The sequence below is a fragment of the Pseudomonas sp. NFPP12 genome (assembly GCF_900103205.1).
Taxonomy (GTDB): Bacteria; Pseudomonadota; Gammaproteobacteria; order Pseudomonadales; family Pseudomonadaceae; genus Aquipseudomonas; species Aquipseudomonas protegens.
The window spans coordinates 515,669-530,476 of the sequence record NZ_FMWW01000004.1 but is presented as its reverse complement, the minus strand read 5'-3'; the positions used below and the strand labels follow the sequence as shown (position 1 = coordinate 530,476).

12 protein-coding genes are annotated in these 14,808 nt (G+C 61.0%); 8 read left to right on the top strand and 4 right to left on the bottom strand.

Annotation, left to right across the window (positions count from 1 at the left end; genetic code table 11):
* Nucleotides 1-36: 36 nt before the first annotated feature.
* The 8 genes from ppsA to BLS75_RS19455 all read left to right on the top strand — a co-directional run bounded on the left by ppsA (nt 37) and on the right by BLS75_RS19455 (nt 8,164).
* On the top strand, nt 37-2,412 hold the full coding sequence (gene ppsA, locus BLS75_RS19490; RefSeq protein ID WP_041116859.1) for a phosphoenolpyruvate synthase: 2,376 nt from the start codon (nt 37-39) through the stop codon (nt 2,410-2,412).
* 102 nt (nt 2,413-2,514) lie between these two features.
* Nucleotides 2,515-3,504 carry an alpha/beta fold hydrolase gene (locus BLS75_RS19485; RefSeq protein WP_072451599.1) on the top strand — a complete coding sequence of 330 codons (990 nt, stop codon included), beginning with the start codon at nt 2,515-2,517 and terminating at the stop codon, nt 3,502-3,504.
* Nucleotides 3,505-3,751: 247 nt separating this feature from the next.
* On the top strand, nt 3,752-4,243 hold the full coding sequence (rraA, locus tag BLS75_RS19480) for a ribonuclease E activity regulator RraA (RefSeq protein WP_011060191.1): 492 nt from the start codon (nt 3,752-3,754) through the stop codon (nt 4,241-4,243).
* A 25-nt stretch (nt 4,244-4,268) separates the two neighbouring features.
* The gene (locus BLS75_RS19475; protein ID WP_072451598.1) at nt 4,269-5,264 is read left to right on the top strand and encodes a zinc transporter ZntB; all 996 of its coding nucleotides are present in this window, start codon (nt 4,269-4,271) and stop codon (nt 5,262-5,264) included.
* A gap of 63 nt (nt 5,265-5,327) precedes the next feature.
* Nucleotides 5,328-5,573, top strand: coding sequence for a hypothetical protein (locus BLS75_RS19470; protein WP_011060193.1), 246 nt, complete (start codon nt 5,328-5,330; stop codon nt 5,571-5,573).
* Nucleotides 5,574-5,575: 2 nt separating this feature from the next.
* On the top strand, nt 5,576-6,400 hold the full coding sequence (locus BLS75_RS19465; RefSeq protein ID WP_008048604.1) for a mechanosensitive ion channel family protein: 825 nt from the start codon (nt 5,576-5,578) through the stop codon (nt 6,398-6,400).
* A gap of 88 nt (nt 6,401-6,488) precedes the next feature.
* Complete coding sequence (gene sigX / locus BLS75_RS19460; RefSeq protein WP_011060195.1) at nt 6,489-7,079, top strand: RNA polymerase sigma factor SigX; 591 nt, start codon at nt 6,489-6,491, stop codon at nt 7,077-7,079.
* A gap of 107 nt (nt 7,080-7,186) precedes the next feature.
* Nucleotides 7,187-8,164, top strand: coding sequence for an OmpA family protein (locus BLS75_RS19455; RefSeq protein WP_011060196.1), 978 nt, complete (start codon nt 7,187-7,189; stop codon nt 8,162-8,164).
* A gap of 76 nt (nt 8,165-8,240) precedes the next feature.
* Here the strand turns inward: BLS75_RS19455 and cobA are convergent, their stop codons facing one another.
* Genes cobA through nirB form a run of 4 tightly spaced genes read right to left on the bottom strand, consistent with a single transcriptional unit; the run spans nt 8,241 to nt 14,487 of the window.
* The gene (gene cobA / locus BLS75_RS19450) at nt 8,241-8,993 is read right to left on the bottom strand and encodes a uroporphyrinogen-III C-methyltransferase (protein ID WP_072451597.1); all 753 of its coding nucleotides are present in this window, start codon (nt 8,991-8,993) and stop codon (nt 8,241-8,243) included.
* A gap of 9 nt (nt 8,994-9,002) precedes the next feature.
* Complete coding sequence (locus BLS75_RS19445; protein WP_072451596.1) at nt 9,003-11,720, bottom strand: nitrate reductase; 2,718 nt, start codon at nt 11,718-11,720, stop codon at nt 9,003-9,005.
* On the bottom strand, nt 11,720-12,037 hold the full coding sequence (nirD, locus tag BLS75_RS19440; RefSeq protein ID WP_072451595.1) for a nitrite reductase small subunit NirD: 318 nt from the start codon (nt 12,035-12,037) through the stop codon (nt 11,720-11,722). Before nirD ends, BLS75_RS19445 begins: the two co-directional genes overlap by 1 nt.
* A complete protein-coding gene (nirB, locus tag BLS75_RS19435; protein WP_072451594.1) occupies nt 12,034-14,487 on the bottom strand; it encodes a nitrite reductase large subunit NirB in 2,454 nt (817 codons plus the stop codon). Before nirB ends, nirD begins: the two co-directional genes overlap by 4 nt.
* Nucleotides 14,488-14,808: the final 321 nt, after the last annotated feature.

Sequence of the window (14,808 nt, the reverse complement as noted above, 5' to 3'; positions counted from 1 at the left end):
CTGAGCTTTTCCAACACAGTTAGTGGAGAGATCACCTTGGTAGAGTACGTAGTTTCCCTCGATAAGCTCGGCAAACACGATGTTGAGCATGTGGGGGGCAAGAACGCATCCCTGGGCGAGATGATCAGCAACCTCGCAGGTGCGGGCGTATCGGTCCCTGGTGGCTTCGCCACGACAGCTCAGGCTTATCGTGATTTTCTTGAGTTGAGTGGTCTGAACGACCAGATTCATGCGGCGCTCGATGCGCTGGATGTCGATGACGTCAACGCCCTGGCCAAGACCGGCGCGCAGATCCGTCAGTGGATCATGGAGGCCGAGTTCCCCGAGCGCCTCAACACCGAGATCCGTACCGCCTTCGCCGCACTGTCGGCGGGCAATCCCGACATCGCCGTGGCCGTGCGTTCCTCGGCCACCGCCGAAGACTTGCCGGACGCCTCCTTTGCCGGCCAGCAGGAAACCTTCCTCAATATCCGTGGCGTAGACAATGTGATTCGCGCTGCCAAGGAAGTGTTCGCCTCGCTCTTCAACGACCGCGCCATTTCCTACCGCGTGCACCAGGGGTTCGACCACAAGCTGGTGGCCCTGTCTGCCGGTGTGCAGCGCATGGTGCGTTCGGAAACCGGCACCGCCGGCGTGATGTTCACCCTCGACACCGAATCGGGCTTCCGTGACGTGGTCTTCATCACCGGCGCCTATGGCCTGGGTGAGACCGTGGTCCAGGGCGCGGTCAACCCGGACGAATTCTACGTCCACAAGAACACCCTTGAAGCCGGTCGTCCGGCCATCCTGCGCCGTAACCTGGGCAGCAAGGCGATCAAGATGATCTACGGCGACGAAGCCAAGGCTGGTCGCTCGGTGAAAACCGTGGACGTGGACGCCGCCGATCGCGCGCGTTTCTGCCTGACCGATGCTGAAGTCAGCGAGCTGGCCAAGCAGGCGATGATCATCGAGAAGCACTATCAGTGCCCGATGGACATCGAATGGGCCAAGGACGGCGACGACGGCAAGCTGTACATCGTCCAGGCCCGTCCGGAAACCGTGAAGAGCCGTACCCAGGCCAATGTCATGGAGCGCTACCTGCTCAAGGAAACCGGCACCGTGCTGGTGGAAGGCCGTGCCATCGGCCAGCGCATTGGCGCCGGCAAGGTGCGGATCATCAAGGACGTGTCCGAGATGGACAAGGTCCAGGCCGGCGACGTGCTGGTCTCCGACATGACCGACCCGGACTGGGAGCCGGTGATGAAGCGCGCCAGCGCCATCGTCACCAACCGCGGCGGCCGGACCTGCCACGCAGCAATCATCGCTCGCGAGCTGGGCATTCCGGCAGTAGTGGGTTGCGGCAACGCCACCGAGCTGCTGAAAGATGGCCAGGGCGTGACCGTTTCCTGCGCTGAAGGCGACACCGGTTTCATCTTCGAAGGCGAACTGGGCTTCGACATCAAGCAGAACTCGGTGGATGCCATGCCGGAGCTGCCGTTCAAGATCATGATGAACGTCGGCAACCCGGACCGTGCCTTCGACTTCGCCCAGCTGCCGAACGCCGGCGTGGGCCTGGCCCGCCTGGAGTTCATCATCAACCGCATGATTGGCGTGCACCCCAAGGCACTGCTGAACTACGCCGGGCTGCCACAAGAGATCAAGGACAGCGTCGACAAGCGTATTGCCGGCTACCACGATCCTGTGGACTTCTACGTCGACAAGCTGGTTGAGGGCATCAGCACCCTGGCTGCGGCGTTCACACCGAAGAAGGTCATCGTGCGTCTGTCGGACTTCAAGTCCAACGAATACGCCAACCTGATCGGTGGCAAGCTCTACGAGCCGGAAGAAGAGAACCCGATGCTGGGCTTCCGCGGTGCTTCGCGTTACATCAGCGAATCCTTCCGTGACTGCTTCGAGCTCGAATGCCGCGCCCTGAAGCGCGTGCGCAACGAGATGGGCCTGACCAACGTCGAAATCATGGTGCCGTTCGTGCGCACCTTGGGCGAGGCCAGCCAAGTAGTTGATCTGCTGGCTGAAAACGGCCTCAAGCGCGGCGAGAACGGCCTGCGCGTGATCATGATGTGCGAACTGCCGTCCAACGCCATTCTGGCTGACGAGTTCCTCGAGTACTTCGATGGTTTCTCCATCGGCTCCAACGACCTGACCCAGCTGACCCTGGGCCTGGACCGTGACTCGGGGATCATCGCCCACCTGTTTGACGAGCGTAATCCTGCAGTCAAGAAGCTGCTGGCCAATGCCATTGCCGCCTGCAACAAGGCTGGCAAGTACATCGGCATCTGCGGCCAGGGGCCTTCGGACCACCCGGACCTGGCCAAATGGCTGATGGAGCAGGGTATTGAAAGCGTTTCGCTGAACCCGGACTCGGTACTGGAAACCTGGTTCTTTCTGGCTGAAGGTCAGGGCGCAGCGTAATCGGTGAGTGCAGAGCCGGTCGGTCGCAAGGCTGGCTGGCTCTTGAAGATTCAAGCAGGGCGTGCTTCTTCTGGATGCCGCCCTTTTTTGTGCAAGAAGAATATGCAAAGCAGCAGCAACCTATTTCCGGTCGCCTTGATCAGTGCCGAGCGTCGAGGCGACCTCAGCGAAGATGTCTATCGCTTGAAGCCCGGCAACAGTCCCGACCCTTCCGTGGAGTTGGCCGTCACCCGCCTGGGGCTGGCCGATGAGCCTGAAGCCCGGGGGATCCCCGTGGTCCTGCTGCATGGCAGCTTTTCCAATCGACGTTTCTGGTATTCGCCCAAGGGCATCGGGCTGGGGGCCTATCTGGCCCGCGCGGGATTCGATGTGTGGATCCCTGAAATGCGCGGTCACGGCTTGTCGCGCCGCAATGCCGACTACCGCAAGAACCGTGTCGCCGACTACGCTCGGTACGATTTGCCGGCAATTGCCGCCTTTGTCCGTGAGCAAAGTGCGCAGGTTCCCCATTGGATCGGTCATTCCCTGGGCGGCACTACCCTGGCTGCGGCGTTGGGCGGGCAATACCTGGGTGATGCGGGCGTGGCTTCGGCGGCGTTTTTCGGTACCCAGATCAGCCGTACCTACTGGCCGTTGAAGATCCCGATGGTGGAGTGGGGTGGGCGCCTGGTGATCAAACGCTTTGCCCAGTTGTCCGGCTCGCGGCTCAAGCGTGGCCCCGAGGACGAGCCCATCGGGCTGGCTCTGGAGAGCATGCGCTGGCATGGATTGTTTGGTCGTTTCGGCGATGCCGACAAGGATTGGTGGGCGGGCCTGGCGCAGGTTACGGTGCCCGCACTGGCAGTCAGTGCCGCAGGAGATCATCAGGATCCGACCTGGGCCTGTCGCAAGTTGTTCGAGCAATTGGGTAGCGAGCAGAAACAATTTGTCTGCCTGGGGCGCGAGCAGGGATTCAGCGGTAATTTCGGTCACGTCGAGATGCTGGTGAGCAAATCGGCGCAGACTGAGGTCTGGCCGCTGGTCGCGTGCTGGCTCAAGGATCAGCAGGCTCCATTGCTGGTTTCTGTTGCCGAACCCGTGGCTGCGGTTTGAGGCGAAGGCTCTGACAAGGGCATTTCGCTCGATAGCGCTTGCGGCTAAGATATGACGCATTGCGCTGTTCTGGTCACATTCAGTTATTGAGTCGGCTTTCCGTTCCGCTGGCCTGGCTGCGAAAATACGGGGCAGGCGGGGTCGCTCATCAGGCCTTGCAGGTTAAACATCTGCGGTCTGGGCGCGTATCTATATAAGGCAGCACCGACACCTTCGATCGTGTTCTTTCTGTTACAGGAGTTTCTCGATGAACCATTACCTCACTCCCGACCTGTGCGACGCCTATCCGGACCTGGTGCAGGTGGTAGAGCCGATGTTCAGCAATTTCGGTGGTCGCGATTCCTTTGGCGGTGAAATCGTCACCATCAAGTGCTTCGAGGACAACTCGCTGGTCAAGGAACAAGTGGAACTCAAGGGGCAGGGCAAGGTGTTGGTGGTGGATGGTGGCGGCTCGCTGCGCCGCGCCCTGCTGGGCGACATGCTGGCCGAGAAAGCCGCAAAAAACGGTTGGGAAGGATTGGTGATCTACGGTTGCATCCGTGATGTGGATGTCATCGCCCAGACCGATCTTGGCGTCCAGGCCCTGGCCAGCCACCCGATGAAGACTGACAAGCGCGGCATCGGCGACCTCAATGTGGCGGTGACCTTTGCCGGTGTGACTTTCCGCCCTGGCGAGTATGTCTACGCCGACAACAATGGCGTGATCGTTTCGCCAAGCCCGCTGAAAATGCCTGAATAAACAATCGACCTGACAAGGGATGCGGATGTTCGAGGAAGAAAACGCGCAATGGGGGCTGGTACATGCCCTGGTGCTGGATGGTGAAGGCGGTGCGCGTTCGATTGCCCGGACTGAGCTCGACGACCTGCAACTGCAGGCCCATGAAAGCCTGTGGCTGCATTGGGATCGCAGTCATCCGCAGACCCAGACCTGGTTGCGTCGCTCCAGCGGCCTGAGCGAGTTCAGCTGTGACCTGCTGCTGGAGGAAAACACCCGGCCACGCTTGCTGGCGCTCCCGGACTCGGAGTTGCTGCTGTTTCTGCGGGGTATCAACCTGAACCCGGGGGCCGAGCCGGAAGACATGGTCTCGGTGCGGATCTTTGCCTCTGCCCAGCGGGTGATTTCATTGCGCCTGCGTCAGTTGCGCGCCACCGATGAGCTGCTGGTGCAGCTTGCCGAGGGCCGAGGGCCGAAGACGTCTGCCGAACTCCTCCTTTATATGGCCGAGTACCTGACCCACAAGGTGCAGAATCTGGTCAGCGACCTCTCGGAAGTGGTCGATGGCGAGGAAGAAAAACTGGATGCCGACGAACGGTATACCCCCGAGCACGGCAGCATTTTGCAGATCCGTCGGCGGGCTGCCGGGCTCAAGCGCTTCCTGGCTCCGCAGCGGGATATCTTCGCCCAGTTGAGCCGGATAAAACTGCCCTGGTTCGCCGTGGATGATGGTGATTACTGGAACGAGTTGCACAACAGTCTGACCCGTTACCTGGAAGAGCTGGAATTGACCCGAGAGCGCGTGGGGCTTGTGCTGGAGGCCGAAGACCGGCGTTTGAGCGTGCGTATGAATCGCACCATGTACCGCTTCGGGATCATTACCGGGATCTTCCTGCCGATGAGTTTTCTCACTGGCCTTTTGGGGATCAACGTGGGCGGCATTCCGTTCTCGGCCAGCCCTTATGGTTTCATCATCGCCTGCCTTTTATTGGTGGCGGTGGCCATGGGGCAATGGTGGTTGTTTCGTCGTTTGCGCTGGGTGTGATGATGCTTCATGTGACCCGAATAAATCTGATCGCGTCTTTTTCAGACATCACCAGAGGTGCGTATGCACGATCCGTTTGAACAGTCTTTGCGTGACATGCTCAAAGCCTCGCCATCGAGCCGCGATGACGATGCCTGCCTGGGCCGCGTACTGAAAACCGCCAACCGTCAGGTGGGGGCGGGGGATCTGTTCAGCCTTCTGGGCCGCTGGCTGCCGGCGCTGATGATCGCCTTGAATAACGGATCGGCTCATATTGCGCCGGTTTCTCGTCGTAAATCTTCTGCTCGCACTGCTGATAAGGCTGATTGAATATGGAACTGGATCTCTGGACGCAGAGCCTCGTCACGGCGATGACCGCCTTGTGGACCAAGGTGGCGAACTTCATTCCGAACCTGTTCGGCGCGTTGGTGGTGCTGTTGCTGGGCTTCGTGGTAGCCAAGCTGCTCGATACCCTGCTTTCGAAGTTGCTGGCCAAGCTGGGCCTGGATCGCCTCATGGGCGGCACCGGCCTGACCAAGTTGCTGTCTCGTGCGGGTTTGCAGGTACCCATCTCGACCCTGATCGGCAAGATCGTCTATTGGTTCGTTTTGCTGATTTTTCTGGTTTCTGCTGCTGAATCCCTTGGCCTTGAGCGAGTTTCGGCTACGCTCGATATGCTTGCGCTGTATTTGCCGAAGGTTTTCGGTGCTGCGCTGGTGCTGCTGGTGGGGGTTTTGCTGGCGCAACTGGCCAATGGCCTGGTGCGCGGCGCCGCAGAGGGCGTAGGCCTGGATTACGCCAGCGGCCTGGGGCGAATTGCCCAGGGGCTGGTGATCATCATCAGTATTTCCGTGGCGATCAGTCAGTTGGAGGTTAAAACCGACCTGCTCAACCATGTGATCGTCATTGTATTGATTACCGTTGGTCTGGCTGTTGCGCTGGCCATGGGCTTGGGAAGCCGGGAAATTGCCGGGCAGATTCTTGCGGGAATCTATGTGCGTGAGTTGTATCAGGTTGGGCAACAAGTACGTGTTGGCGAGGTCGAAGGCCAGATCGAAGAGATTGGCACGGTTAAAACTACATTGCTGACCGATGAGGGTGAGCTAGTCTCTCTCTCCAATCGGATCCTGCTGGAGCAGCATGTAAGTAGCCGCTAACCCGGCAAACCCTGCTAATGTATGCCGCCGCAAAATGCCCGTCATCGGGCTGCGGCGGACATTGACCTGACTGTCGGCACGACTCGTTTTGAATAAAACCCAATCGCTATCCACGCGCTATGACCCCCGTGAGCTCTCTGATGAGGAGTTGGTTGCGCGCTCACATACGGAGCTGTTTCACGTAACACGCGCCTATGAAGAGTTGATGCGGCGCTATCAGAGAACCCTATTTAATGTCTGTGCACGTTATCTGGGGAACGATCGGGATGCGGATGATGTCTGTCAGGAAGTGATGTTGAAGGTGCTGTATGGCCTTAAGAACTTTGAGGGTAAATCGAAGTTCAAGACATGGCTATATAGCATCACGTACAACGAATGCATCACGCAGTATCGCAAGGAGCGGCGCAAGCGTCGGTTGATGGACGCTTTAAGTCTTGACCCCCTCGAGGAGGCCTCTGAAGAGAAGGCGCCGAAACCTGAGGAAAAGGGCGGACTTGACCGCTGGTTGGTGCATGTGAACCCGATTGATCGGGAAATTCTGGTGCTACGATTTGTCGCAGAGCTGGAATTTCAAGAGATTGCGGACATCATGCATATGGGGTTGAGTGCTACAAAGATGCGTTACAAACGTGCTCTTGATAAATTGCGTGAGAAATTTGCAGGTATTGCTGAAACTTAGTTCGGCGCAAATATCTCTTACGTCTAGGTGAGTTCTGATAGACTTACCGCCGAGTTGTCCCCCGGTATGTGGGACTGCTTTACAATCACCAGATGGGGATTTAACGGATGAAACTGAAAAACACCTTGGGCATTGCCATTGGTTCTATTGTTGCCGTGACTTCGTTCGGCGTTCTGGCGCAAGGCCAAGGCGCGGTCGAGGGTGAACTGTTTTACAAAAAACAGTACAACGACAGCGTTAATCACGTTGAAGACGGCTTCAACCCAGGCGCATCGATCGGCTACTTCCTGACCGACGATCTGTCGTTGAACGCCACCTACGACAAGACCAACCACACCCGTTCCAACGACGGTACTGGTAACCAGAAAATCAAAGGCGACAACTTCGGCCTGAACGCTCAGTACCACTTTGGTACCGTGGGTGACGCTCTGCGTCCATACGTTTCCGGCGGTGTTGCTCACAAGAGCATGACCAACGTTGAGGCCGACGGCCACAGCGGTCGCGACCAGTCGACTTTCCTGACTGCAGGCGCTGGTGTTAAGTGGTACATCACCGACAACCTGTTCGCCCGTGCTGGCGTTGAAGCTGACTACAAGCTGGACAACGGCAAGTGGGACTACGCTCCTACCATCGGTCTGGGTGTGAACTTCGGTGGCAGCGGCGGCAAAGTCGCTCCAGCTCCAGTAGCACCAGCACCAGCTCCAGAGCCAGCTCCAGAAGCTCCAGTTGCTGAAGTGGTTCGTGTTGAGCTGGACGTGAAGTTCGACTTCGACAAGTCGGTCGTCAAGCCTAACAGCTACGCTGACATCAAGAACCTCGCTGACTTCATGAAGCAGTACCCACAGACCACCACCGTTGTTGAAGGTCACACTGACTCCGTCGGTCCTGACGCTTACAACCAGAAGCTGTCTGAGCGTCGTGCAAACGCCGTTAAACAAGTTCTGGTTAACCAGTACGGCGTTGGCGCTAACCGCGTTCAATCCGTTGGTTACGGTGAGTCCCGCCCAGTTGCCGACAACGCAACTGAAGCTGGTCGCGCAGTTAACCGTCGCGTAGAAGCCTCGGTAGAAGCTCAAGCTAAGTAATTAGCCTTGTAGCTTGGAAAAACCCGGCCTAGGCCGGGTTTTTCTTTGCCTGCGGTTTGCCTTCCTGGCGCGAGAGTCAGGCCAGTTGCACTTGGGTTTCAGAGGTAAGGGCCGTGACCGACGCGGTTGCCGCGACTGCCCCGATCACCAGGATTGCCGGGCTCTTGAGGGCGAAAACCTGGGCATCGCGTTCCATGTTCGCCAGTACGCTGCGGCATTCGCGCTGCTGCGGCAGCGAGGCGTTCTCAATCATCGCCACCGGCGTATCCGCCGCCAGTGCACCACCGAGCAACTGCTCGGCAATCTCCGCCAGCTTCGCCACACCCATGTAGATCACCAGGGTCGTTCCGCTGTGTGCCAGCGCCTGCCAGTTCAGTTGGCTGTCGTCCTGCGTATGAGCAGTTACCAGGGTCACGCCTCGAGCAACGCCGCGTAGGGTGAGGGGAATATCACAGCGTGTGGCACCTGCCAGGCCGGCGGTTATGCCGTTTACCAGCTCCACTTCGATGCCCCGTGCCTTGAGCCACTGCGCCTCCTCGCCGCCACGCCCGAAAATGCACGGGTCGCCGCCTTTGAGGCGCACTACGCAGCGGCCCTGTCGGGCGTAGCGCAGCATCAAGCGGTGGATAAAGGCTTGGGGCGTCGAGCGACAACCGCCGCGCTTGCCCACCGGAATCACCCGCGCCCCGGGGCAATGCTCCAGCACGGCAGCGTTCACCAGGTCATCGATCAGCACCACATCGGCCTCACCGAGGGCGCGTACGGCCTTGAGGGTCAGCAACTCCGGGTCTCCGGGGCCAGCGCCTACCAACCAGACTTTTGCATTCATAGGGTTTCCTCACTCCAGGGCGACGACAGGTTGCACGCAAGCCGCGAGCAGGCGCTTGATCTCCGGCACGCAGGAGCCACATTGGCTGCCGCAACCCAGTTGCTGTTTCAGTTGTTCCAGATCCAGGCCTTGCGCGATTCCGGTGCAGACCGCGCTGTGGCTGACGTGCCTGCAATTGCACAAGATGCGCTCCCGTTGTCCGCCCAGGCCGCTGGCGTCTGGCGGTGCACTCATCGGCGCCAGCAGCCAGCGCCTTAGTTGTTCATCGGCGCGGCCTTGCTGCCACAGCTCGTGCAGCCAATGCTGTGCCAGGGTTTCCCCGGACAAGCGGATGGCGATAATTCGCCCCTGTTCGATCCGCACTCGCTTGCCGATGGCCCGGCGCAGGTCGTCGTAGGCCAGTACCGGGCCTGTGTCGAGCTGCAATTGCCGGTCGATGGCCTGAAGCAGTGCCGCTTGCGGCGCTTGCGCATGGGCGGCGCGAATCACCAGCGCCGGGCGCTCGCGGCCGGTCAGGCTGAGGCTGACATAGGCCAGAGCCTGGCAAAGAGGGCGCAGGGCCCGGAAATGCGCCTGCACATCACCTTCAATCAGCACGAACAGTTGCCAGGGCAGTTGCACCGGTTCCAGGCGCACGCCGCTGTGCTTGAGTTCCGGCTGTTTGGACAAGGGGTCGAAGGCGGGCTGGGTGACGGCATTGACCCCGCCCTTGAGGAAGCGATCGCCGAAGTGCATGGGCAGGAAGGCTTGCCCGGGGCGCATGCTGTCATCGCCGGTCACAGCCACGATGATGCTGCCGCGCCGGCTCTTCAGGTTCACCAGTTCTCCATCCCGCAGGCGTTGGCGCCGCAGTTCGTCCGGGTGCAGGCTCAGCAAGGCTTCGCTGACATGGCCGAACAACTGCGCCGCAGTGCCCGTACGGCTCATGCCGTGCCATTGGTCGCGCAGGCGGCCGGTGATCAGGGTCAGGGGGAAGCGTGCGTCCCGCTGCTCCTTGGCTGCTACATAAGGGTCGCTGACAAAACGCGCACGGCCATTGGCGGTGGGAAAGATCCCGTGTACATACAGGCGTTCAGTGCCCTGGGTTGCTCCTTCAGGGAAGGGCCATTGTTGTGGGCCGAGGCGGTCGAGCAACTCGTGGCTGAGGCCGCTCAGATCCAGGTCGCGGCCACGGGTCAGGCCCTTGTATTCATCGAACACCCGGGCGGCGGTATCGAGGGCAAAAAGGCTCGGCAGGCCGGGGCGCAGGCGTCGTTCCAGGCGTTGAGCAAAGTCCACGGTGATTGCCCAATCCGCTCGGGCCTCGCCGGGGGCGGCAACGGCCTGGCGGACATGGGAAACCCGGCGCTCGGAGTTGGTCACCGAGCCTTGTTTTTCGCCCCAACTGGCGGCTGGCAGCAATAGGTCGGCGAATGCCGCGGTTTCGGTGGTGGCAAAGGCTTCCTGCAGAACCACGAAGGGGCAGTTCAGCAGCGCCTCGTGCACTCGGTTCTGGTCCGGCAGGGATTGCGCCGGGTTGGTGCAGGCGATCCACAAGGCCTTGATGCGGCCGCTGCGCATCTGTTCAAACAGCTCCATTGCGCTCAAGCCAGGGCTGGCAGGCAGTTGCTCCACCCCCCAGTAGGCGGCGACTTCGGCGCGGTGTTCCGGGTCGGCAGCCTCGCGGTGTCCAGGCAGCAGGTTGCTCAAGCTGCCGGTTTCGCGCCCACCCATGGCATTGGGCTGACCGGTGAGCGAGAAGGGGCCTGCACCGGGGCGGCCGATTTGCCCGGTGGCCAGGTGCAGGTTGATCAATGCACTGTTTTTCGCGCTGCCGGCGCTGGACTGGTTCAGGCCCATGCACCACAGGGACAGAAAACTTGGCGCATTGCCCACCCACTGGGCGCATTCCTGCAATTGCTCGAGGCTGATGCCGCACAGCTGGGCCACCATCGGCGGGGTGTAGTCGCGGACCAGCGCCTTGAGCTGCACCAGGCCCTCGGTGTGTTGCTGGATGAAATCCCGGTCGATCCAGTCCTCCCACAGCAGCAGGTGAAGGATGCCGTGAAATAAAGCGACATCTGTGCCGGGCAAGATCGCCAGGTGCAGGTCAGCCAGGTCGCAAGTGTCGGTACGACGCGGGTCGATCACTATGACTTTCATCTGTGGGCGTTGGCTTTTGGCCTGTTCCAGGCGACGAAACAACACCGGATGGGCGTAGGCCATGTTGCTACCGACGATCATCACGCAGTCGCTCTGCTCCAGATCCTCATAGCTGCACGGCGGCGCGTCGGCCCCCAGGCTGCGCTTGTAGCCCACCACCGCCGAAGACATGCACAGCCGGGAGTTGCTGTCGATGTTGTTGGTGCCCACCAGGGCCCGGGCCAGTTTGTTGAAGGCGTAGTAGTCCTCGGTCAGCAGTTGCCCGGAAATATAGAACGCCACGCTGTCCGGGCCGTGCTCGGCGATGGCCTGGGCGAACACCCCGGCGGCATGTTCCAGGGCGCTGTCCCAGTCGCAGCGGTTGCGGGCCAGGGCCTTGCCCAGGCGCAGTTCCGGGTACAGCGCGCGGGCCCCGTGGTCGCCGGTCAGGTGCAGGCTGGCGCCCTTGCTGCACAGTTTGCCGAAGTTGGCCGGGTGCGTCGGGTCGCCACTGACCCCGAGAATATGCCGGCCGTCATGCTCGATCAGCACTCCGCAGCCGACCCCGCAGTAGCAGCAAGTCGAGGCCGTGCTCTGGCGCTCCATTAGCCGGCATCCTGCAGGGCCAGCAGCACCCGGCCGCTTTCCACTCGGGCCAGATGCTGGTGGGCGCAGCCGTGGTCTGGGGCCTGGGCCTGGCCGGATTCCAGATCGATCTGCCAGTTGTGCAGCGGGCAGGCTACCCGTTTGCCGTAGATCAGCCCCTGGGATAGCGGCCCGCCCTTGTGCGGGCAGCGGTCGTCGAGGGCGAAAACCTGGTCGTCGCTGGTGCGGAAAATCGCGATGTCGCCCCGCGGGCCCTTGATGATGCGCGAGCCCAGGGTGTTGATTTCTTCCAGGGCGCAGATGTCCAGCCAGTTCATGCCGGCACCTCCAGCTGTTTTACGGGGATCGACTCGAACTCTTTTTTCAGCTGCGGCTCGGCCAGGCGCTGTTGCCATGGGTCCTGCTCGAAGGACAGGGAAAACTGCAGGCGCTCGTTCAACGCCTTGCGCCGCTGCGGGTCTTCCAGCACGGCCTTTTTCACATGCTCCATGCCAACTCGTTGCAGGTAGTGCACGGTGCGTTCGAGGTAGAAGGCTTCTTCGCGGTACAGCTGGAGGAAGGCGCCGTTGTATTCGCGCACTTCTTCGGCGGTCTTGAGCTTGACGAAAAACTCCGCCACCTCGGTCTTGATCCCGCCGTTGCCGCCGATGTACATCTCCCAGCCCGAATCGACGCCGATGATGCCCACGTCCTTGATCCCGGCTTCCGAGCAGTTGCGCGGGCAACCGGAGACCGCCAGCTTGACCTTGTGCGGCGACCACATGTTGAACAGGTCGTGTTCCAGCTCGATTCCCAGCTGGGTGGAGTTCTGCGTGCCGAAGCGGCAGAACTCGCTGCCGACGCAGGTCTTCACGGTGCGGATGGATTTGCCGTAGGCATGGCCGGAAGGCATGTCCAGATCTTTCCAGACTCCGGGCAGGTCTTCCTTGCGAATGCCCAGCAGGTCGATGCGCTGGCCGCCGGTGACCTTGACCATGGGCACCTGGTACTTGTCGGCGACATCGGCGATGCGTCGCAGCTCGGACGGATTGGTCACGCCGCCCCACATCCGCGGCACCACCGAGTAGGTCCCGTCTTTCTGGATGTTGGCGTGGGCCCGTTCGTTGATCAGCCGCGATTGCGGATCGTCCCGGGCTTCCCCCGGCCAGGTGGAGATCAGGTAGTAGTTCAGCGCCGGACGGCAAGTGGCACAGCCGTTAGGGGTGCGCCAGTTGAGGTAGCTCATGGTGCCGGCGATGGTCAGCAGGTGCTGGTCGCGGATCGCCTGGCGGATCTGCCCGTGGTTCAGGTCGCTGCAGGCGCAGATGGCTTTTTCGCTTTTCGGCTTGACGTCCGCCGCGCCGCCCACGGTATTGATCAGGATCTGTTCCACCAGCCCGGCACAGGAGCCACAGGAGCTGGCGGCCTTGGTGTGCTTCTTGACCTCGTCGACACTGAACAGCCCCTGTTCCTGAATGGCCTTGACGATGGTGCCCTTGCACACGCCGTTGCAGCCGCAGACTTCGGCGTTGTCGGCCATGCTCATGGCCTTGTCCTGGCCCTGGTGGCCGACGTCGCCCAACGCGTTCTCACCGAACATCAGGTGGTCGCGGATCTCGCCGATGGCCTGCTGCTCGCGGATCTGCCGGAAGTACCAGCCGCCATCCGCGGTGTCGCCATACAGGCAGGCGCCGACCAGCACGTCGTCCTTGATCACCAGCTTCTTGTAGACCCCGCCAATGGGGTCGGCGAGGGTGATGGTTTCGGTACCGTCGCCACCCATGAAATCCCCGGCGGAAAACAGATCGATGCCAGTGACCTTCAACTTGGTGGACGTCACCGAGCCCTGGTAGCGGGCGAAGCCCAGTTGGGCCAGGTGGTTGGCGCAGACCTTGGCCTGTTCGAACAGCGGCGCTACCAGGCCGTAGGCGATGCCGCGGTGGTTGGCGCATTCGCCGATGGCGTAGATGCGTGGGTCAAAAGTCTGCAGGGTATCGTTGACCAGGATTCCGCGGTTGCATGGCAGGCCGGCCCGTTCCGCCAGCTCGGTGTTGGGGCGAATGCCGGCGGCCATCACCACCAGGTCGGCGGCAATGCAGTCGCCATTGTGGAACTGCACCGAGCCGACCCGGCCGTTCCCGGCGTCGATCAGCGCCCGGGTCTGTTCGCCCAGACGGAACTTCAGACCGCGGTTTTCCAGGGCACCTTGCAGCAACCGGCCGCTGGTCTGGTCCAGTTGTCGCTCCAGCAGCCACTCGCCGATGTGCACCACGGTCACGTCCATGCCCCGCAGCTTGAGACCGTTGGCGGCTTCCAGGCCCAGCAGGCCGCCGCCTATCACCACTGCATGCCTGTGGGGCCTGGCGGTGTCGATCATGGCCTGGGTGTCGGCGATATCGCGATAGCCGATCACCCCCGGCAGGTCGTTGCCGGGGATCGGCAGGATAAAGGGCGTGGAACCAGTGGCGATCAGCAGGCGGTCGTACTCGGCTTGCGTGCCGTCCGCGGCGATCACCCGTCGCCGGCTGCGATCTATGTGCACCACCTTGCGGTTGAGCAGCAGCTTGATGTTGTGCTTCAGGTACCAATCGAGGTCGTTGAGGACGATGTCCTCGAACGTCTGTTCACCGGCCAGCACCGGCGACAGCAGGATGCGGTTGTAGTTGGTGTGGGGTTCGGCGCCGAAGACCGTGATGTCGTACAGCTCGTCGCTCAGCTTGAGCAGTTCTTCCAGGGTGCGGACCCCGGCCATGCCGTTGCCGATCATCACCAGTTTGAGTCTTTTCATGGGCTTCTCCGGAGCTCAGGCAGGGTCAGTGAGGCCTGGCTCGACAAAATGCGCGCAAACAAAAAAGGCGTCCCGTCAGTGGCCTGACGAGGACGCCTTTGTCCGATCCCGTTCTCTCGGGAAGCCTGCCTTCGTCGTTGAAGGCCGGGCTTTATGTCTGTTGCCTGACGCAATGCAGCGCCTGTGCCAAGTGGCCGAGGTGCTGGTTTTATTGAGCTTTGATGAAGGTTCTGTGCGTGCTGATCTCGGCTGTTGCACTGAATTGAGACGCTATGCCCTGTTTCGGCTCTTTGTGGCAGATCGGGTCGCGCTTGGATCAAC

Bases quoted from the DNA above. Each gene is read 5' to 3' on its own strand.
- BLS75_RS19485 (WP_072451599.1), top strand. From the start codon at position 2,515: ATGCAAAGCAGCAGCAACCTATTTCCGGTCGCCTTGATCAGTGCCGAG.
- rraA (WP_011060191.1), top strand. From the start codon at position 3,752: ATGAACCATTACCTCACTCCCGACCTGTGCGACGCCTATCCGGACCTG.
- BLS75_RS19475 (WP_072451598.1), top strand. From the start codon at position 4,269: ATGTTCGAGGAAGAAAACGCGCAATGGGGGCTGGTACATGCCCTGGTG.
- BLS75_RS19470 (WP_011060193.1), top strand. From the start codon at position 5,328: ATGCACGATCCGTTTGAACAGTCTTTGCGTGACATGCTCAAAGCCTCG.
- BLS75_RS19465 (WP_008048604.1), top strand. From the start codon at position 5,576: ATGGAACTGGATCTCTGGACGCAGAGCCTCGTCACGGCGATGACCGCC.
- BLS75_RS19455 (WP_011060196.1), top strand. From the start codon at position 7,187: ATGAAACTGAAAAACACCTTGGGCATTGCCATTGGTTCTATTGTTGCC.
- cobA (WP_072451597.1), bottom strand. From the start codon at position 8,993: ATGAATGCAAAAGTCTGGTTGGTAGGCGCTGGCCCCGGAGACCCGGAG.
- BLS75_RS19445 (WP_072451596.1), bottom strand. From the start codon at position 11,720: ATGGAGCGCCAGAGCACGGCCTCGACTTGCTGCTACTGCGGGGTCGGC.
- nirD (WP_072451595.1), bottom strand. From the start codon at position 12,037: ATGAACTGGCTGGACATCTGCGCCCTGGAAGAAATCAACACCCTGGGC.
- nirB (WP_072451594.1), bottom strand. From the start codon at position 14,487: ATGAAAAGACTCAAACTGGTGATGATCGGCAACGGCATGGCCGGGGTC.